Source organism: Coriobacteriia bacterium, from assembly GCA_031292615.1.
Classification (GTDB): domain Bacteria; phylum Actinomycetota; class Coriobacteriia; order Anaerosomatales; family JAAXUF01; genus JARLGT01.
In genome coordinates this window covers 12,706-30,497 of sequence record JARLGT010000063.1, presented here as the reverse complement: position 1 = coordinate 30,497, position 17,792 = coordinate 12,706, and the positions used below count along the sequence as shown (strand labels likewise).

Annotated in this window: 19 protein-coding genes; 8 read left to right on the top strand and 11 right to left on the bottom strand. The window is 67.0% G+C overall.

The window, feature by feature from the left end; genetic code table 11:
* Window positions 1-38: 38 nt before the first annotated feature.
* The 7 genes from P4L93_05715 to P4L93_05685 all read right to left on the bottom strand — a co-directional run bounded on the left by P4L93_05715 (window position 39) and on the right by P4L93_05685 (window position 6,559).
* Window positions 39-581 carry a Rieske 2Fe-2S domain-containing protein gene (locus P4L93_05715; protein MDR3686432.1) on the bottom strand — a complete coding sequence of 181 codons (543 nt, stop codon included), beginning with the start codon at window positions 579-581 and terminating at the stop codon, window positions 39-41.
* A gap of 194 nt (window positions 582-775) precedes the next feature.
* Window positions 776-2,539 carry an ATP-binding protein gene (locus P4L93_05710; protein ID MDR3686431.1) on the bottom strand — a complete coding sequence of 588 codons (1,764 nt, stop codon included), beginning with the start codon at window positions 2,537-2,539 and terminating at the stop codon, window positions 776-778.
* Between the two features lie 3 nt (window positions 2,540-2,542).
* The gene (locus P4L93_05705; GenBank protein ID MDR3686430.1) at window positions 2,543-3,235 is read right to left on the bottom strand and encodes a response regulator transcription factor; all 693 of its coding nucleotides are present in this window, start codon (window positions 3,233-3,235) and stop codon (window positions 2,543-2,545) included.
* 139 nt (window positions 3,236-3,374) lie between these two features.
* Window positions 3,375-3,782: a hypothetical protein gene (locus P4L93_05700; protein MDR3686429.1), complete on the bottom strand. Its 408-nt coding sequence runs from the start codon at window positions 3,780-3,782 to the stop codon at window positions 3,375-3,377.
* Window positions 3,783-4,000: 218 nt separating this feature from the next.
* Window positions 4,001-4,543: a hypothetical protein gene (locus P4L93_05695; protein ID MDR3686428.1), complete on the bottom strand. Its 543-nt coding sequence runs from the start codon at window positions 4,541-4,543 to the stop codon at window positions 4,001-4,003.
* Between the two features lie 105 nt (window positions 4,544-4,648).
* On the bottom strand, window positions 4,649-5,317 hold the full coding sequence (locus P4L93_05690) for a DNA-3-methyladenine glycosylase 2 family protein (protein ID MDR3686427.1): 669 nt from the start codon (window positions 5,315-5,317) through the stop codon (window positions 4,649-4,651).
* Window positions 5,318-5,365: 48 nt separating this feature from the next.
* Window positions 5,366-6,559, bottom strand: a complete 1,194-nt coding sequence (locus tag P4L93_05685; GenBank protein MDR3686426.1) for a low temperature requirement protein A — start codon at window positions 6,557-6,559, stop codon at window positions 5,366-5,368.
* Between the two features lie 209 nt (window positions 6,560-6,768).
* Here P4L93_05685 and P4L93_05680 point away from each other — a divergent pair, with 209 nt between their 5' ends.
* Entirely contained in the window at window positions 6,769-7,632 is an 864-nt protein-coding gene (locus P4L93_05680; protein MDR3686425.1) for a DegV family protein, read from the top strand.
* 123 nt (window positions 7,633-7,755) lie between these two features.
* Window positions 7,756-9,192, top strand: coding sequence for a PAS domain S-box protein (locus tag P4L93_05675; protein ID MDR3686424.1), 1,437 nt, complete (start codon window positions 7,756-7,758; stop codon window positions 9,190-9,192).
* Between the two features lie 25 nt (window positions 9,193-9,217).
* Here P4L93_05675 and P4L93_05670 read toward each other — a convergent pair whose 3' ends face one another.
* A complete protein-coding gene (locus P4L93_05670) occupies window positions 9,218-10,228 on the bottom strand; it encodes a hypothetical protein (GenBank protein MDR3686423.1) in 1,011 nt (336 codons plus the stop codon).
* Window positions 10,229-10,461: 233 nt separating this feature from the next.
* Between P4L93_05670 and P4L93_05665 the strand changes: the two genes are divergently transcribed.
* The 4 genes from P4L93_05665 to P4L93_05650 all read left to right on the top strand — a co-directional run bounded on the left by P4L93_05665 (window position 10,462) and on the right by P4L93_05650 (window position 13,615).
* Window positions 10,462-10,875 carry a hypothetical protein gene (locus tag P4L93_05665; protein MDR3686422.1) on the top strand — a complete coding sequence of 138 codons (414 nt, stop codon included), beginning with the start codon at window positions 10,462-10,464 and terminating at the stop codon, window positions 10,873-10,875.
* A gap of 172 nt (window positions 10,876-11,047) precedes the next feature.
* A complete protein-coding gene (locus P4L93_05660; protein MDR3686421.1) occupies window positions 11,048-11,842 on the top strand; it encodes a TIGR01458 family HAD-type hydrolase in 795 nt (264 codons plus the stop codon).
* A 107-nt stretch (window positions 11,843-11,949) separates the two neighbouring features.
* Window positions 11,950-12,684, top strand: coding sequence for a hypothetical protein (locus P4L93_05655; protein ID MDR3686420.1), 735 nt, complete (start codon window positions 11,950-11,952; stop codon window positions 12,682-12,684).
* Window positions 12,685-12,838: 154 nt separating this feature from the next.
* Entirely contained in the window at window positions 12,839-13,615 is a 777-nt protein-coding gene (locus tag P4L93_05650; protein ID MDR3686419.1) for an META domain-containing protein, read from the top strand.
* An 83-nt stretch (window positions 13,616-13,698) separates the two neighbouring features.
* On the opposite strand, the gene P4L93_05645 is transcribed toward P4L93_05650, so the two are convergent.
* Window positions 13,699-14,538 carry a 4Fe-4S binding protein gene (locus P4L93_05645; protein ID MDR3686418.1) on the bottom strand — a complete coding sequence of 280 codons (840 nt, stop codon included), beginning with the start codon at window positions 14,536-14,538 and terminating at the stop codon, window positions 13,699-13,701.
* A 136-nt stretch (window positions 14,539-14,674) separates the two neighbouring features.
* Window positions 14,675-14,866 (bottom strand): hypothetical protein, encoded by a 192-nt coding sequence (locus P4L93_05640; protein ID MDR3686417.1) that lies wholly within the window; start codon window positions 14,864-14,866, stop codon window positions 14,675-14,677.
* Window positions 14,867-15,063: 197 nt separating this feature from the next.
* Between P4L93_05640 and P4L93_05635 the strand changes: the two genes are divergently transcribed.
* Both P4L93_05635 and pncA read left to right on the top strand, forming a co-directional pair.
* Window positions 15,064-16,545 (top strand): nicotinate phosphoribosyltransferase, encoded by a 1,482-nt coding sequence (locus P4L93_05635; protein MDR3686416.1) that lies wholly within the window; start codon window positions 15,064-15,066, stop codon window positions 16,543-16,545.
* 7 nt (window positions 16,546-16,552) lie between these two features.
* Complete coding sequence (gene pncA, locus P4L93_05630) at window positions 16,553-17,164, top strand: bifunctional nicotinamidase/pyrazinamidase (protein ID MDR3686415.1); 612 nt, start codon at window positions 16,553-16,555, stop codon at window positions 17,162-17,164.
* A gap of 42 nt (window positions 17,165-17,206) precedes the next feature.
* Here the strand turns inward: pncA and P4L93_05625 are convergent, their stop codons facing one another.
* Window positions 17,207-17,779: a hypothetical protein gene (locus P4L93_05625; protein ID MDR3686414.1), complete on the bottom strand. Its 573-nt coding sequence runs from the start codon at window positions 17,777-17,779 to the stop codon at window positions 17,207-17,209.
* Window positions 17,780-17,792: the final 13 nt, after the last annotated feature.

Sequence of the window (17,792 nt, the reverse complement as noted above, 5' to 3'; positions counted from 1 at the left end):
GAGGCGATCACCGATGTTTGCCATCTCACACCACCCCCCTATGCTTTCGCGCTGGATACGATGACTTCACCGTTCACGATCTCGAAAGCCGCCGGGTCCATGTTGCGGGGAGCCGGGCCGTCGATCCGCTTGCCGTCCATCGCGAAATGGCTCGCGTGGCAGGGGCAGTCGAAGTGCTTCGTGTTGGGGTTGAAGCTGAGCTTGCATCCGACGTGCGGGCACGCCTGGTTGAGCACGGCGACCTGAGTGGGCGAGGTCTTGATGACCCAGAGCACGTCGTCTCCGTAGTCGGTAGCCACCGGCTTGCCCACCTGCAGATCCGCAAGCTTTGCGACCGCGACTCGGCCTACCTTGGTTTTGCCGTCGATCGAGCGAGACGGAGGCACGAGCGCTTCAACGACCGTGGCACCTGCCAGAACCCCGCCTATTGCAAGCAGGCCGCTCGCAATCCAAACGAGGAACGAGCGGCGTTCCATGGGGGGTGGCGCGGCATGGATGGAGCACGCGAGCACTTCCTCGACGGGCGCGACTGGCGCGGCGTTGTCGGGACGCTCGAGCGGGCTTGCAGGGTGATCGGACACCGTCCACCTCCGATGCGGCGCAAAAGCCGAGTCGGGCCAGGCGTAGGCGTTGCGAGCAGGTTCTTTGGCGAGCTGCCGGGCTCGACAGCGCACGTGTTGTGGCGTGCGCCGAGATGAACATACGTCACCGGCGTGAGCCTGCGGTTTGTGCGACGTTAGGGTTGCGTTAGCACTCGCCCCCGCTTGTGGAAAGGCTACTCGGCCAGCGGAAGTTCGAGCCCGAACGTCGCGCCGCCACCGTCTGTGGACGACACCGTGACCGTCGTCCCATGCGCCTCGGCGATCTCCTTGGCGATCGCGAGGCCAAGTCCTGCGCCGCGCGAGCTGCGAGCCTCGTCGGCGCGGTAGAAGCGGTCGAAGATCCTGTCCACGTCGCCGGCGGCGATGCCGGGGCCCTGATCGGCGACCTCGAGCACGGCGCTGGCGCCGCTGCGCCTCGCGCGCAACTCGACGCGCTGCCCACGCTTGGAGTGCTTCAACGCGTTGTCGGCAAAGCCGAGCAGCACCTGTACGATCCGGTCGCGATCGGCCATCACCATCAGGTCGCCGGCCGGCAGCTCGACGGCGAGTTCCACTCCCGCGCGATCGGCCAGCGCGCGCATCACGCCGGCTACGCGCCCGAGCAGCGACTCGGCGGACTCAGGCTCGACGTCGAGCGCGAACGTCCCGGCCTCGAGCTGCGCGAGCGTGAGCAAGTCGGCGACCAGGCGGCCGAGTCGGTCGACTTCGAGCTGCATGGTGCCGATGAAGTCGTCGCGAACTGCCGGGTCGTCCTTGGCGCCGTCTTCGAGCAGCTCGAGCAGCCCCTTGATGGCCGCGATCGGGGTGCGCATCTCGTGGCTCGCGTTGGCGACGAACCGGCGCTGCGCGTCGTCGAGTCGCTTCTGCTCGGTGATGTCGGAGAGCAGCAGGACCGCGCCGGTGGCCTGGTCGGTAGCGTCGAGAAGCGGCGTGGAGTGCAGCAGGACCGTGTGCGGGCCGAGCTGCGTCACGGCGGTAGCGGCGTTGCCTGCAAGCCCCGCGGCGATCGCATCGAGTACCGCTGGGTCGCTGGTGATGACGCTTGCCGCGGCGCCGGTCAGGTCGACGTCGGGGTCGCTGAGGAGCCGTCGCGCGCCCGGGTTGATGACGCGCACCGTACCCGCCGAGTCAAACGCGATGACGCCCTCGGCGAGTGACTCGACCACCGCAGCGATCTCGCTTTCGCGCTGGCGCACGGCAGAAAACGCCTCGCCGAGCTTACTCGCCATTCGGTTGTAGCTGAGCGCCAGGTCGTGAATCTCGTCCGGCAGCCAGCCGGTGGGGAGGCGCTGGCTGAAGTCGCCGTCGGCGATGGATGCCGCCGCCTCGGACATCGCGCGTATCCGCCGACCGATGAACTCGGAGAACGCGAAGCCCAGCGCTCCGGCGACGATAAGTGCCACCCAGAAGGTGACCCAAAGGCGGCTGCGAACCGCCTCGAGGACGGCCATCGCCGCGTCCACGCTGCCAGAGACGACCACGGTACCAACGCGCTCGCCGCTGGGTTGGTAGATCGCCTTGCCCGCCACAACATAGCCGTCGCCCTTCAGCGACATCGTCGAGTACGGGGGGTTATCGGCGAGGCCTTGGATGCGAGCAGCCTGCAAGATATCGGCGGGTGGTGATGCAGTTACCGCCGAAGTGATGACTCGGCCGTCGGTGGCGTAGACCCACACCGAGTCGCCGTAGATCGAGTGATACGAGGCGACTTGAGAGCGGATGCGCTGCAGGCTGGCCGGCGTCATCGGGAACTGCTCGGAGAGCTGCGAGGCGAGCGCCGAGGCGTTGCGCAACTGAGATGCCGTGCCAGCGTCGGTCAGCGTTCGCTGCAGCCCCTGCGTCAGCGATGCCGAGAGGATCAGGATGGCCACGACGATGACGGTGACGAACAGCTCGGTCTGCCAAAGCCGAACTGAGGCTCGTACGCGGCGCGCCAACGCCTATGCCTCTCGGAGGCGGTAGCCGAAGCCGCGCACCGTGAGGAGGTACGTCGGCGTCTTGGGATCGGTCTCGATCTTTTCGCGCATGTTGTGGATGTGGACGTCGATAGCGCGCTCGTCGCCCACCGGCGACTCGTCCCACAGCGCCGAGAGGATCGCCTGTCGCGCGAAAGCCTTGCCGGGGTGGCGGGCCAGCAGCACGAGGATGCCGTACTCGGAGCTCGTGAGGTGTATCGGCTTGCCGTCGAGGCTGACCTGCCGCGACGTTTCGTCGACGACCAGGCCTCCGACCTCGATCCGCGTCCGTGGAGAGGCGGCTGCCGGGCCGACCCGGCGAAGGATCGCCTTGACCCGGCTGACCAGCTCGCGCGGGGAGAAAGGCTTGGTCACGTAGTCGTCGGCGCCGAACTCCAGGCCGAGGATGCGGTCGACCTCGTCGCCCTTGGCCGACAGCATGATGATGGGCACGTTGGAGGTCGTTCGAATGTCGCGCGCGATGTCGAGGCCGGACTTGCCGCCCGGCAGCATCACATCGAGGATCACGAGGTCGGGCCGTAGCTCACGCAGTGCCGCCTCGGCGCCATCGGCGTCGACGGCGGTGTGCACGATGTAGCCCGCCTGTGATAGCGCGTAGTCGACTACTTTGAGGATCGACTCCTCGTCGTCTACTACGAGTATGTGCTCTTCGGGCATGAGCGGCCCTATCTGCTCGAGTCTGCCAGTCCACCCCCGAGGATACCCGCTTGTGGCCGGGCAAAGCGACTAGGTGCCGCGCGAAGGGCCGGTGCTCTCGCACCGGCCCTCGGAGCTTCGTATGCGTTCGCGCGACGGTCTAGGCTGCGATCTCGGCCTCGGCGCTGGACTCTGTCGTGACGACGTTGCCCGCCAGGTAGAAGAGCACGGCCGAGACGACCGTGGGGGTCACGAAGAACACCAGCATGATGCCCCACACGAACGGCTCCCAGCCGCCCCAGATCAGGCCCCAGGCGATGGTGCCAACGGCGGCGAGCGCCAGAATCAGCGCTGTCAGCCGCTCGTAGAACCAGCCGAGAACCAAGATGCCGACAGTAAACGCGAGGGGGAAGATGGCCGTCTGGAACGCGCCGAGCACGTCCTTGCCGCCGTAGACGTACGGGCCGGCGAAGGCCAGTCCAACCCAGAAGACGCCGCCCAGTACCGTGAAGGCCCGCGCGAAGATCCGCTCGGCGTTCTTGCGCTCCAGGTTTACTTCAGCGCTCATGTCGACTCCCTCGTAGTGGCTGTGCACGTCGGCTGCCGGGCCGAGAGGCTCTCTTGGTTGCCCTACGTCGTATCTTGCCTCGCGCGGGCAGGCGCTCGGTGAGTTTTCGATTAGAGGTGTGTTAAGGATTGAGAGCGCGGTCCGGTCCGGCTGCAGGACGCAGAAAGGCCCGCTCCGACGAGTCGAAGCGGGCCTTCACAAGACCGATGAAGTGCGGGTTAGTAGCCGCTGCCGGTCGCAGGAGCGCTAGCGCCCGGATTGCCCTGGCCCCAGCCCTGACCGTTGCCTTGGCCGTAACCCTGGCCGTAACCCTGGCCATAGCCCTGGGCGCTGCCTTGGCCGCCTTGGCCGTAGCCGTAGCCGCTGTTGCCCTGGCCGCGCATCATGCCGCGACGGCCTCCACCGATGTTGGGATGGCCGAGGGGAAGGCCGTTCTGGCCTTGTCCGTAGCCCTGGCCCATCATGCCCGCGCGCTGGCTCTCGAAGCGAGTTGCGGCGCCGCGAGCGGCCCAGCCGATACCGAAGGACAGCAGGCCGAACAGCAACGCACCCACGATCATGGCGACGATGGCGCCTTCGCTGACGCGGTGGGCGACGTGGACTCCGTGGTGGTGGACGGGTGGCGCAGCCTCGGGCATGGGCGCGGTGGCGTCCGCAGCAGGCGCTGCGTAGGGGACCGGCTCGGCCTCGGGCGTGGTCGGCAGCGGGGCTGTCGGTGTCTCAGCCGGTGTGGGTTCCGGCGTCTGATTCGTGTCCGTCATCGTGAGACTCCCTTCAGGAGCGAGAAGTGGGATGTGGCGGTCCCGCATCGCTCAATAGCGAACTTTGCGCCCTCTGGCGGTCTTCGCGAATTCCCCACGGAAACTTCACTCGGATGCTGCGCCACCTTCGTGCGCTTCTGCGCGCACAGCCTCCCGTCCCATCCCAGCCTCGCGGTAGAGGTAGAACGTCGCAGCCGAGCGGTACGGTCGCCAGAGCTCGGCTGCCGACTCCACCTCGGCGGGCGTGGCTTCTCGGCCAAGCTCAAGGAGCCTGCCCGCAGCTTGACGGATGCCGAGGTCGCCTGGCGCGATCACGTCGGGCCGATGCAGTGCGAAGAGCAGGAACATGTGCGCGGTCCACGGACCGATGCCCCGCACGCTCGTGAGCTGCGCGACGATCTGCTCGTCGGTCAGATTGTCGACGCCGGCCAGGTCGACCTCGCACGTCAGCACGGCCCGCGCAAGGTCGCGGATGTACTCGGCCTTGCGATGCGACAGCCCCACGCCGAGAAGCTGCTCGTCGCTGGCCTCGGCCAAGGCCCGCGGCGTCATACCGATCTGCTCCGAGAGGCGGTCGAAGATGTGCTGCGCGGCCGCGCCGGAAAGCTGCTGGCCGGCCACGCCGCGCACGAGCATCGCGAAGCGGTCAGCGCCGTCGTTGCGAGTGAACTCGACACCGCCGACACGCGCGATGAGCGCGCCAAGCCGAGGGTCGGCTGCCGCGAGCGCTCGCGACGGCTCGTCGTCCGGGGTGTAGCGGATGGTGTTGGGCATCGGGCGGTGTTCCTTCCAGCAGGAGGTGGCACGGAGCGACTTCCCGCGTCAGCCCTCAGCGGTCTCCTCGGCATCCCAGCGCAGGTGCCGGGCGCGCGTCGCAAAGCCGTAGACGATCTGCAGCACTCCGAGCGCCACCAGTACGAGGAAGATCCACACGTCGTCGGTGATTCCGCTCAGGAAGCCTGCGAACACCGCCACGAACGCCGAGCCGCCGTGGACGCCCAGCGACCGCACCGGATGGTGACGCTCGGCGGACGGCTCGGTCATGAACTCCAGGACGCCGATCATCGCGTAGGCGGCGCCCACCGCAACGCACACGAGCATCGTTGTCGCCCGCGGATTGGCGCTTGCGACGCCTACGTAGGCCTGGATTCCCGCGCCCAGCATGCCTAGCGCGAGCGCCAGCACGAGGTGAGGATACGACCAGGCCAGCGTCATGAGCGCTCCCGGTAGCGGTGGGTTCTCGGCGACGTGGTCGAAGTAGAGCCACCACAGAACGAACGCAAGCGCGAGCGCCGCAGGTCCGGCCGTGATGTGGGCGAGCGAACCGCGCAGGTAGTTGTTGCCTACGGCCTGCTCGACCGAGATCACCGACTCTCCCAAGACGATAAGGATGAACAGCCCGAAGCGCTCCGGCAGGTGCGAGCGCGAGAGGCGCGGCAGCGTGCTTTGGGCCGCCATCGTCAGCGCGGGTGTCCCGAAGTCGATGACGATGGCGGCGAGAACCACCCACAGCCGAGCCGGCCACGGTAGCGCCAGCGCCACGAGCCAGAGTGCGGCGGCCAGCGAGAAGCCGATCGCATAGCGCGTGGTGAGCGGCCGCAGGCGCGGGTTGTGCAGCCCGCCACGCAGCCACAGCCCGACGATGACGACGCGCGCCGCCACGTAGGACAGCGCGTAGATTGCGAAGCCACCACCGAAGAACTCGCGCGCCGAAACGGCCATTCCGCCCAGGGCGAGCATGATCGCGAAGAACGACAGCCGATGGCTCACGTCGTCGGTGTCGAGGCGGTCGTTGTAGACGGTCAGCCCGAGCCAGATCCACCATGCGGGCAGGAACACGACGATGAAGCGGCCCACGCCCGCAAGCGTCACGTCGAGGGCGAGCCCCCTGGCGCACGCCGAGATGATGGCCACGAACATCAGGTCGACGAAGAGTTCGAGCCAGCTTGCTCGGCGCGTCTCGTCGTCGTCCTCGCGCAGCATCGGGCGGCGCCACCAGAGCGGTTCGTCGACCACGAAGCCTCCGTTGCGGTTAGCAGGGTGCCGGGGTAGCGCCGGCTTGCACAAGAACGTACCCGGTTGGGGCCGGTGGCACGCCTGAGCTGGCAGGTCTTTGAGGGGCGCGTGGCGAATGCTGCCAATGGCGCGGGTCGCCAAGAAACCGCCACGTGCGCCAACCAGGTGCGACGCACAAGGCCAAATCGAGCAGGGTCCCAGGAGGAACGATGGCCCAAAGCGGCCCCAACGTCCCAAAGTTTTGCGTCGTCACCGACTCAACCGCCGACCTGACCCTTACGCAGGCCGCCGAGCACGGCATCGCCGTCGTTGCGCTCTCGGTGACGATCGGCGAGGAGACGTTTGAGGACGGTACGCTTTCGCAGGTCGAGTTCTTCGAGCGCATGAACGCCGCCCCGGCGTTGCCAACGACTTCCCAGCCGCCCGTCGGCGCCTTCATCGACGCCTACGAGCGCGCGCTCGAGCGCGCCGACGAGGTCGTCTCGGTGCACATCTCCTCGAAGCTGTCGGGCACGTTCGAGGGCGCGCGTCAGGCTGCCGAGCGCTTCGCCGGGCGCGTCCACGTCTTTGACTCGCGAAACCTCTCGTGGGGGCTGGGCTGGCAGGTCATGGACGCGGCCCATTCCGCGCGAGAAGGGCTGAGCGCGGTCTCGGCGATGGAGCGGCTCGCACGCGTCCGCGAGCGCACCAAGCTCATCGTGGGGCTCGACAGCCTGAGCAACCTGCAGAAGGGCGGCCGTATCGGGCGCGTGGGCGCGTTCGTTGGCTCGCTGCTCAACCTCAAAGTCACGTTCACCGTTGGCGCCGACGGCGCGTTCGTGCCGCTTGCCCGCAGTCGCGGCGACAGGGCGGCGATGTGTCACACCCTGGATTGGGTCGCCGAGCAGATGGGCGACAAGACGCGCGGGCGGTTCGCAGTTGGCCACGCACTCTCGCTGGAGCGGGCACAGTGGGTGCGGGACAAGATCGCCGAGCGTTTCACCGCCGCCGAGCTGGTGGTCTACGAGGCAGGCTCGACGATCTGCACGCACACCGGCACCGGCTGGGGCGTGGCGGTGCTGCCAGACGAGTAGCGAATCGTTCTGGGCTCCGGCGGGCAAGGGCCGTTTGTCGGAGGGATATTCTCGGCACGGTTAACGTCCTATATGCTTGGGCCCGCTGCACATGCCTTCCTGCACACAACTTGGAGCGAGCCAATGTCCGAGCTACCCGGGACCCTGCCAGGCCCCGACGGCGCACTGCCAATCGCGGCGGACGCCTCTGGCCTGTTCGACGATCTGTTCCAACTCAGTCCCGATCCCGTCCTCATCCACGACGGGAACACGCTGCTCGAGATCAACCAGGCCGGCGCGACGCGCTTCGGCTTTGGCTCGTCGGCCGATACGGTCGGTCTGCCGATCATCGACTTCGTTCATCCCGAGGATCGCGACACCGTAGTGCAGCGCGTCTCGGCGATGCTTGCAGCGGGACAGACCGAGCCTCTGATGCCAGAACGCCTGGTCACGCGCGCGGGCGCCGAGATTCACGGCGTTATCGCCGCCAAGCCAGTGACCTACCAAGGACGCCCGGCGATTCTCGCGGTGATTCGCGACGTGACCGAGCGGGATCGTGCGCAGGCCACCGCCGCGGAGTCCGAGCACAACTACCGGGTGCTGTTCGACATGTCGCCGGACCCGAGCGTTGTCCACGACGGCGAGCTGATCGTGAAGGCAAACCACGCTATGAGCGCGTTTATGGGTGTGGACGCCGAGGCGGCCGTTGGCACCTCGTTTTGGCCGATGATTCGCGAGGACTCGCGTGAGGCCGTGCGCGAACGCGTCATCGAGATGGCAACCCAAGGAATCACCCGGGAACCGCTGCGCGTCATGTTGGTGCGTCCCGACGGTGCGGAGCTGGTCGTCGAAACCGCCACAGCCCCTCTGGTCTTCGCCGAGAAGCCCGCGTTCATGACGGTGTTTCGCGATCTGACGGCGCGGATCAACGCCGAGGAGACCGCCGAGCGGTACCGCCTCGAGTTGGAGGGCCTCGTCGCCGAGCGCACCGCCAAGCTTGCCGAGGTTCGCACAGAGCTCGACGCGATCGTGGCCGTGGTCATGCGCACCGTCGAACTTCGCGACCCCTACACCGCCGGGCACCAGGAGCGAGTCGCTCTGCTGGCCGACGCGATGGCCGAGCAGCTCGGCCTGCCGAGCATCGAGCCCGACCGCATGGCGGTGGCCGCGCGACGGCACGACATCGGCAAAGTCACGGTCCCTGCCGAGATTCTGGCCAAGCCTGGAGCGCTGGGCAAGGCTGAGCACGACCTGATGAAGGAGCACGCGCAAGCGACCGCCGACATCCTGCTGTCGGTCCGGCTCGACTGGCCGCTTGCCGAGATTACTCGGCAGCATCACGAGCGGCTCGATGGTTCCGGTTACCCGGACGGCTTGGTGGGCGACGAGATACTGCCGATGGCCCGACTGCTCGCGGTGGCCGACGTGGTCGAAGCGATGAGCTCGCACCGTCCGTACCGTCCCGCCGTAGGAGTGGACGCCGCGCTGGCCGAGATAACCGCCGGCCGAGACGTTCTCTACGATGCTGAAGCGGTCGACGCGTGCCTCGGCGCGTTTGAGGCTGGCTTCGTCTTCGACTAGCGGACGGTCGGCTCGCTCGTTCGCGCTACCCCTGCAGGCGCTTGCGCATGCCCTTGAACGCGCGGTAGTGGAGCAGTTCATCCTCGCCGACGGCCAGCGACGCATCGTCGCTTTCCGGCCTCGCTTCGCCCACCGCAGCTAGACGCAGCAGCTCGGTCGGGTAGTGGCGGGCGACGAGCCGGTCGTGCAGCTCGGCCAGCGGAGCGTCGAACGCCGGCGTGAAGAACGTCGGGTTGGTGAATACCACCAACAGCTCGGGCAGCCCCTCGGCGAAGTGCGCGAACGGCATCTCGGGCACCAGACCCAGCCGCTGCCTCTGCGCGGCTAGCTCGCCGAGCTCGGCCTGCGCGCGAATCAGGTGCTCCTGCGCCAGCGCGTGTGCGAACTCGGCAGCGTCGGCGCCAAACGACGTCATGCCGCCCACCGCGTCGGGGAAACGGTGACCGGTGTACAGCTCGCCGATCACGAGCCTCGGCGTGGTGAAAGCACCCGCACCGCCCACGCTGGTCGCGCGGCGCATCGCAACGAAGTCAAAGCGGCGCCGCGCGTACTGGTACTCGATGTCGACGACGATGAGCTCGGCACGCTCGGGGTTGGCGCGATTGGCCGCCGCGAACGCGGTCAGCTGCTCGCGCGCCGAGACGTGCTCCTCGGCGGCGAATCCGTCCAGCAGCGCGCGCAAGCTCGCGAGTTCCCCGAGGCACGCCGAGACCTGCTCGGCGGTGGTCAGCGGCCATGTCTCGAGCTGCTCGGAGCCGGGGCGCTCGGCTCGCCGGAGTCGCAGGTTGGCGTCGATGCTTGCCGAGAACGACTCGGACTTTCCGGAGATGCGGGCAAGGCTCACGCCACGGTAGTAGAGCGTCGCCTGGCGCGCGCGAATCTCGAGGCTGACGCCGTCGCCGGCCAGTGCGAGGTCGAGGAGCGGGCGAAGGATGCCCGAGGACAGAGCGTCTTCCTGCCCGGGCGTGAGCAAGCGCGCGGGCTTGCTGTACGAACGCCAGTCGAACTCGCGCTTCGTGCTCTTCTTCGCCGACATGGGGCTCCTCATCGTGGCACGCGTCGTGTCTGCCGAGAGTACCTGCTCGGCGCCGTTCTTGTCAGACCCCCGCGCTACGGTGTGGCTAACAGGAGGTGATGGCGGTGTGTGAAGAGAGCGATTCGCGAGCGCTGCGCGTATTGGAGCGCGCGCTTCAAAGCGGCAGCCGAGCTACTCGCCTGCGCGCCGTGGCAATGCTTGCACGCGTCGCGTGCGCGCCTAGGGAACGCTGGTTGGCCCGAGCCCAGGGCGACCCGGACCTAGCGGTGCGCGAGACAGCGCTGATCGTCGACGCGTGGACGGCGTCCGGCAGCGAAGGTGACTGGCCGCAGCGTGAGGACCCCGCGTTTGACCGCGTCGCGCCGCTCGACTCGTCAAGCGACGCAGCGATGGAGCGTTCGTTGCGAGCGCGGTGGCAGTGGGAGTACGCGGTGGAGGTGTGGAGGGAGGACGGCATGTTGGTCGGGGTGTTCCTCTCGACTACGTGTGATGAGGACGACGAGCACGCGAAGCGCATCGCGCTGGGACAGGCGATACTGACCAGCTCGGCACCCGGGGGTGATGCGTTCGAGCCGGCGACCGCAGCAGCGTTCATCGTCGGCAAACGGCAGGTCAAGACCGATGCCCGCCCGAAACGTCGATCGTGATGGGCGAGATGCCAGGCGTCCCGTGGCGTCATCCACCGACTGTTACGCCAGGTGATGCGAGTACGAAACCTCTTGGCAACACTGGGGGGATACAACAGTGACAAGGCGTCCGCCGGTGGCCATCCCACACCGGCGGGCGCGCCATCTTTCGGCTGACGAGAGGTGCAAGAACGTGACCGATGTGCAGACCACACCGCTTCGTGCAGCGCTCCTCGACATCCAAGGTACGCTACTCGGCGGAGACGGCACGCCGTACCCGGGCGCAGCAGCGGCAGTCACCAAGCTGAAGAGCGCCGGTCTGGCCGTGCGGTTCGTCACCAACATCGACTCGGTTCCCGTCTCGACCATCCTCTCGCGCCTCACCGCCGCCAAGATTCCCGCCGAGACCAGCGAGATCTTCTCGCCGGTCTCGGCCGCCAAGCGTTTCCTCGCGCGCCAAGAACATGCGCGCTGCTTCCTGTTGCTGCCGTCTTCGATCGAGTCTGAGTTCGCTTCGTTTCGCACCAACGGTGACGGGGCCGACTGGGTCGTCGTCGGCGACTGTCGAGAGGGCTTCACGTACGAGCGGCTGAACGCCGCGTTTCGCGCGCTGCGCGATGGTGCCGAGCTGCTCGCCCTGCAGAAGGGGCGCTGGTTCGTCTCGCCCGACGGCCCCTCGCTCGATACCGGCGCCTTCGTCTCGGCGCTCGAGTGGGCGGCCAACCGGGAAGCACACGTCGTCGGCAAGCCCTCGACCGAGCTGCTCCGCATGGCGCTCGACGACGTGGGCGGCGACCCGTACTCGGCGGTGATGGTCGGGGATGACATCTGCTCCGACGTGCCTGGTGCGCACGCCGCAGGCACCAGATCGGTGCTGGTACGCACGGGAAAGTTCTCGCTTGCGACACTGGAGCGAAGCGAGCGCAAGCCAGACCTGCTCATCGACTCGATCGCAGACCTGCCGGACGCGCTGGCCGAGATCGGCTGAGAGTCGATCGGCCGGGTTTCGGTCACTTGCGGCCCCGTGCCTCTTCACGTCGCATGCCTTGACTGCCGATACTGTGAGCGAAAACGCTCGCGGCCAAGGGGAGTGGCGTGACGACCAACGCCGACAAGACCGACAGCTACATATCGATGGTACTGGGCCTTAACGGCCGAGTGCGCCCTGCCGACCTGCAGACGCTTCCCGAGGATGCCCGTCAGGCGGCGCTGAGCGCGTACCTCGAGGCGCACGCTGCCGAGAAGGAGTTGTGCCTCGTCAGGGGCGAGCTCGTAGCTGGCGCAGCGCCCGATCCGGGACTCCTCGCACCGCCTCCGCTGGCCGTCAGCGCGTCGGCGCCCTCGGCGCCGAGCGCCATCTCGCAGCCCGCAGACCTCACGGCGGATGGCCGGTCCGCGATCGATTTGTTGCTCGGCGACTACGACGGCGTCGCTCCGACTGCTGCGGCACCTGAGCGGGCATCCCAGCCGCCCGTCGGTCCGCCGCCCGCGAGCGCGGCGCGACTTTCCGCCGGGCAAAGTGGCCCCAACGCTCCCGTGACCCCCGCAGACGACTCCGACATTGCCGAACGGCCCGCCGTGCCGCGTGAAAAGCGGTCGTACGTCTGGCTACTCTGGTGGATTCCGACCTTGGCGCTGCCGCTGGTCGGCGGTGGAGCCGCGTGGTTCTTCCTGCGCCGCAAGCGCGTGTTTGCGGCCCGAGCGATGCTTGCGGCCGGCATTGCCACGGGACTGTTCTTGTCCGTCGTGTGGCTCAACAATGCCGAGCGGCTCGCTGCGATCAACGACCAGCGCAACGCCACTGCGGTGATAGTCATCCCGAGCAAGTAGGCGGCTGTGCGCATGCAATCCGCCGCCTGGGACGCCCGGCCCTGCGTGCGCCCGTTCGCAGGTGGGCGCCCATGGGCACAATCCTTCAAAGACCTTGGCCAAGGCGCACCGACAGTGCTCCAAGCCACCGACTCGACGCATGTGGAGGTCCGCCGTGTTGCGATTCCGACTGGTGCTGCTGGTCTGTCTGTGCGCTCTTCTGGCTGTCGCATCCAGCGGCTGCTCGGCCCAGCCGAGCAACGCCAAGTTGCTTGAGGCGCACAGCTGGAAGGTCGACAAGCTCGTTGGCAACGCCTACACAGGCTCCTCGCCGATAACCGCCAAGTTCTCGGCAGGCAAGATCAACGGGAGTACGGGCGTCAACGTCTACAACGCCACCTACGTTGCCCCGAAGGCTAACGACATCGCGATCACGATGGGCGCGATGACGCAGCGTGCCGGCTCGCCGGTCGCGATGAGAGCCGAGACCAACTACGTCAAGGCGCTGGGCAACGCCGTTAGCTACGCTGCCGACGAAGACTCGCTCACGCTGTTCGACTCGAGCGGAGTCGCGACCGTTGAGTACGTTGTAGACGTGCCGGTGCCACTGGTCGGCACCAACTGGAAGATGGTCATGTACAACAACGGTCACGGTGGATTCCAAGGCGCCGAGTCTTCTGCGACTGTCACGGCGCTGTTCGCCAAGGACGGCACGGTAAGCGGCAACGGTGGCGTCAACCAGTACAACGCGACCTACACCTCGTCTGACAGCACGATCAAGGTCGGGCCGATCGTGTCAACCAAGATGGCGGGACCCGAAGACCTCATGGCGCAAGAGACTGCATACCTGGCCGCCCTCGAGAAGGCCACGACTTACGCCATGGAAGGCGACATCATGACGCTGCGCGACTCCACCGGCGCGGCGATGGTGGGCTACCGGCAAACGAAGTAGGGCGAGGCGCGGCGCGTCCGCACAAACACGAGCGACCAACGAGAGCCTCCGCCTCATGGCGGGGGCTCTCAAGCGCGCAGGGGTTACCAGAGGTTGGCGACCGCTGGAATCGTGCGGCGGTCGACGAGCTTGATGGCGCCCTGCCGACAACCCGTGCGACAGATCCCACAGCCCCAGCACTTCTCGGCCAAGAACCTTAATGGGCCGCGCGTCGAGCCGTCGATCGCGTCGAAAGGGCAGAGTTTCGCGCACGCATGACAGCCATTGCACTTCTGGGCGTCGAGTTGCGCGACGGTCTCGCCGCGCCACATCATCTTGATGTTGTAGCCCGCGGTCAGCTTCATGGCCATGCATCCGCTTGCGAGGTTGCAGTTGCAGATCGCGGCCGTGAAGGGCGTCTGGAACGTCCAGATGGAGTGCATGAGCCCGTGCTCCTCGCACGAGCGCAGCAGCGCCATCGTCTCGTCCTTGGTCATGGTGTGGAAGTCGTCGAGGTCGGGTCCGTCCTCGTAGTCGGCGAACGCCTCCTCGAGCACTCCTGCGATCGGCTTGGCGGTCACGAGGATGCAGACGTCCTCGGCAGTCTTACCGCGTTGATGCATCCGGCAGATGCAGGGGATGACCGTGATGCTGGTCGCCAAGTCGAGGACCTGCTCGCAGTCCTCCAGCGGCACGGGCTGTCCGAAGTGAACCTTCTGCTGATGCTTGGAGATGGCGTTTCTGCCGAGCCGGGCGAGCGGCGCGGGCAGCTTGCGCAATGTCTCGCCGGCAGTGATGCCGCTTGAACGCATCGCGTCGAAGCCGCGAACGAACTCGATGATGTACTCGCGACGCTTCAGGTCGCTGTCCAGGTCGTACGCGTAGTTACTCGCCTGCAGGTACCAGCGCTTACCCTCGCCATGCTCGACACAGAACTGGCACACCGCGCAGGCACCTCCACGAACCGTGGACCCATGATGGGTCCACGGTACAGCAGGTCAGAGCAAGCAACGAGGGATAGCGCGAAGTCGCCGCCAATTGGAGCAGGAGCGGGAGAGACGAGCGAAGGGCCCGAAGACGCTACTGAAGCGCTTCGGCGCGGCGGATGAGACGCTCGGTGCGCGCGGTGCGGTCGGCGCGCTCCGCAGCAGCGTACAGAGAGCCGACGCGGTCGGCGAGTCGACCTGGGATATCGGGATTCGGGTTCGACATCGCGAGCGGCTCGAAGGTCTCCACTGGCTCTGGGCGGGGCTGTTCGATGAACGGGGCCATCGTTACCTCCACGGGTCTGCAACCACAATCCACCCTCGAGGTTGCCTGCTCGTTATACCCTCCACTCTGTGGCCGACGTCCTACCGTTCGTCCGATTTCACATCTTGTAACATCGATTGAGCACGAGCATCTGCCGGACGGTCGCAATCGCTGCCCGGGCGGGCAAGAACCATTCGAACCCTTGAGAGGAGCCCTCGGTGCTCGACACCACGCAACCTTCGCTCGCACTTCTAACCGACCTGTATCAGCTCACGATGGCAGCTGCATACCACGCCTCCGGCATGGAGGCGACCGACGCATGCTTCCACCTGTTCTTCCGTAACAGCCCCTTTGGCGGCGGCTACGCGATCGCCTGTGGACTTGAGCAAGCGATCGACTACCTGGACGGCTTGCGCTTCACCAAGGCCGACATCGCCTACCTTGCCGAGCGAACCGGCAACGACGGTCGTCCGCTGTTTGGCCAGGAGTTTCTCGGCTGGCTGGCTGAGCTGCAGTTCTGCCTCGACGTCGACGCGATCCCGGAGGGCACGGCGGTGTTTCCGCGCGAGCCGCTGCTGCGCGTGAGCGGGCCGATCGTGCAGTGCCAGCTGGTGGAAACGGCGCTGCTCAACGCAGTGAACTTCCAGACGCTCGTGGCCACCAAGGCCAGCCGAGTATGTCTCGCTGCTGCGGGCGACTCGGTGGTCGAGTTCGGCCTGCGCCGGGCGCAAGGTCCCGACGGCGGACTTTCGGCGAGTCGCGCGGCGTACGTGGGCGGGTGCGTGGGGACGTCCAACACTCTGGCTGGTGCGCGCTTTGGCATCCCTGTCAGCGGCACCCACGCGCACTCGTGGGTCATGGCGTGGGACACCGAGCTTGAAGCCTTCGAGGCCTACGCCGAGGCGCTCCCCAACAACTGCACGTTCGTGGTCGACACCTACGACTCGCTCGAAGGCGCGCGCCACGCCGTCGAGATCGGCCGCAAGCTGCGCGAGCAAGGCCACGAGATGATCGGCGTGCGCATCGACTCGGGCGATCTGGCGTGGCTGTCCAAGCGCGTGCGCGAGATTCTCGACGAAGGCGGCTTTGCCGAGGCGCACATCGTGGCGAGCAACGAGCTCGACGAGCATCTCATCACGTCGCTCAAGGATCAGGGCGCGGCCATCGACATGTGGGGTGTGGGCACCAAGCTCGCCACGGCGTGGGATCAGCCTGCACTCGGCGGCGTGTACAAGCTCTCGGCCGTGCGGCCGGACGGGGAGGCGGCTTGGACGCCACGCGTCAAGGTCTCCGAGCAGACCGCGAAGGTCACCACGCCCGGGGTGCTCGGCGTGCGACGGTATCGGCGCGAAGACGGATCGCTCTCCGGCGACATGGTCTGGGACGTCACTCGGCCACCGTCAGGCGAGGTAACGATGATCGACCCGGCCGACTCGACGCGCTGCAAGCGCTTCGCGGCCGACGCAACCAGCGAGGAGTTGCTCGTCCCGGTGTTTCGCGCTGGGCGGCTCGTCTACGAGCGGCCCGCGATCGCGCAGGTGCGCGACCGGGCCACGGCTTCGCTCGCCTCGCTCGACCCGTCGATCACGCGCTTCCTGAACCCGCACACCTACCCCGTGGGGCTGGAGAAGAGTGTCAACGACGTCCGCACCGAGCTCGTGCTCAAGGCACGTGGCCTCGCCGAGAACCCAGGGAAGTGAGCCGACCATGCGCGCCTTGCTACTGATCGACGTCCAGAACGACTTCATGCCGTTCGGGTCCCTACCGGTCGTTGACGGCGATGCGGTCGTTGCTGTTGCCAACGCGCTCGCGCCACGCTTCGACTTGGTCGTGGCGACGCAGGACTGGCACCCCATCGGCCACGCGTCGTTCGCCTCGAGCCATCCGGGGCACTCGGCGGGCGAGGTGATCGACGTCGAGGGCTTGCCTCAGGTGTTATGGGCCGACCACTGCGTCCAGAACACCCCCGGTGCGTCGTTTCACTCGGGGCTGGATGTGGCGCAGGTCGACCATGTCGCGCGCAAGGGAACCGACCCGCGAATCGACTCGTACTCCGGCTTCTTCGACAACAACCACGCCAAGGACACGGGACTCTCGGCGTATCTGCGCGCGCGCGGCGTCGATGAGATCTGGGTCGCAGGACTGGCGCTTGACTACTGCGTGAAGTTCACCGCGCTCGACGGACGGCGCGAAGGCTTCGACGTCGTCTTGGTGGAGGATGGCTGCCGAGCAGTCAACCTGTCGCCGGACGATGGCGCCAAGGCGTTGACCGAGATGGCCCAGGCCGGTTGCACGATCGTGACGAGCGGCGACGTGTGAGACGCGGCGCGCGGGGGCAGCCGCGCTCGCGTGCGCTCTAGGCTAGAACAGCTCGTCGAGGTCCATGATCGCCTCGGCGGCGTACTCCATGTGGAAGTCCTCTATGGAGAGGTAGAACTTGGGGTTGAAGACGACGCCCATCGCCCGGATCAGGTCCATCAGCGCGTCGAGTAGGTAGCTGCTCGTGATGACCAAGTCCACGACGGCCGGGTTCACGAAGTCGTGCGTGGCCGGGATCGGCGTCCAGTAGTGCTTCTCTCCGCCGGCCTTCACGATCAAGTCGAGCACCAGATTGCCTGCCGTGGTCACGCAGACCTCCACGCCGTCGGGAAGCTCTTTGCCCAGCACCGCGATATCGCGTGTCAGGCCGGCCGTCTTCATCAGCGTCTCGGTGTCGACCGCCATCTGGAACGGCGAGCAAGGGAGCGAGCGCAGGACCTCACGAAGATTGCACGCGGTCACCAAGGGCTTCTCGGGCACGAGTCCTCTGAGTACCTCGAGGGCAAGGTTGGCCTCGGCGGCCGACGTCGCGTTGAGGAGCACGTGGAAGAGCTCGCGCGTCTCGGACGTGTGAAACGACCTGAGCTGACCTAGGCCGGCGGTTTGTGTGAGCAACGTGTCCTCCGTG

Coding starts and splice junctions, on each gene's coding strand:
- P4L93_05705 (MDR3686430.1), bottom strand. CDS start 3,235: ATGCCCGAAGAGCACATACTCGTAGTAGACGACGAGGAGTCGATCCTC.
- P4L93_05690 (MDR3686427.1), bottom strand. CDS start 5,317: ATGCCCAACACCATCCGCTACACCCCGGACGACGAGCCGTCGCGAGCG.
- P4L93_05675 (MDR3686424.1), top strand. CDS start 7,756: ATGTCCGAGCTACCCGGGACCCTGCCAGGCCCCGACGGCGCACTGCCA.
- P4L93_05680 (MDR3686425.1), top strand. CDS start 6,769: ATGGCCCAAAGCGGCCCCAACGTCCCAAAGTTTTGCGTCGTCACCGAC.
- P4L93_05640 (MDR3686417.1), bottom strand. CDS start 14,866: ATGGCCCCGTTCATCGAACAGCCCCGCCCAGAGCCAGTGGAGACCTTC.
- pncA (MDR3686415.1), top strand. CDS start 16,553: ATGCGCGCCTTGCTACTGATCGACGTCCAGAACGACTTCATGCCGTTC.
- P4L93_05670 (MDR3686423.1), bottom strand. CDS start 10,228: ATGTCGGCGAAGAAGAGCACGAAGCGCGAGTTCGACTGGCGTTCGTAC.
- P4L93_05695 (MDR3686428.1), bottom strand. CDS start 4,543: ATGACGGACACGAATCAGACGCCGGAACCCACACCGGCTGAGACACCG.
- P4L93_05700 (MDR3686429.1), bottom strand. CDS start 3,782: ATGAGCGCTGAAGTAAACCTGGAGCGCAAGAACGCCGAGCGGATCTTC.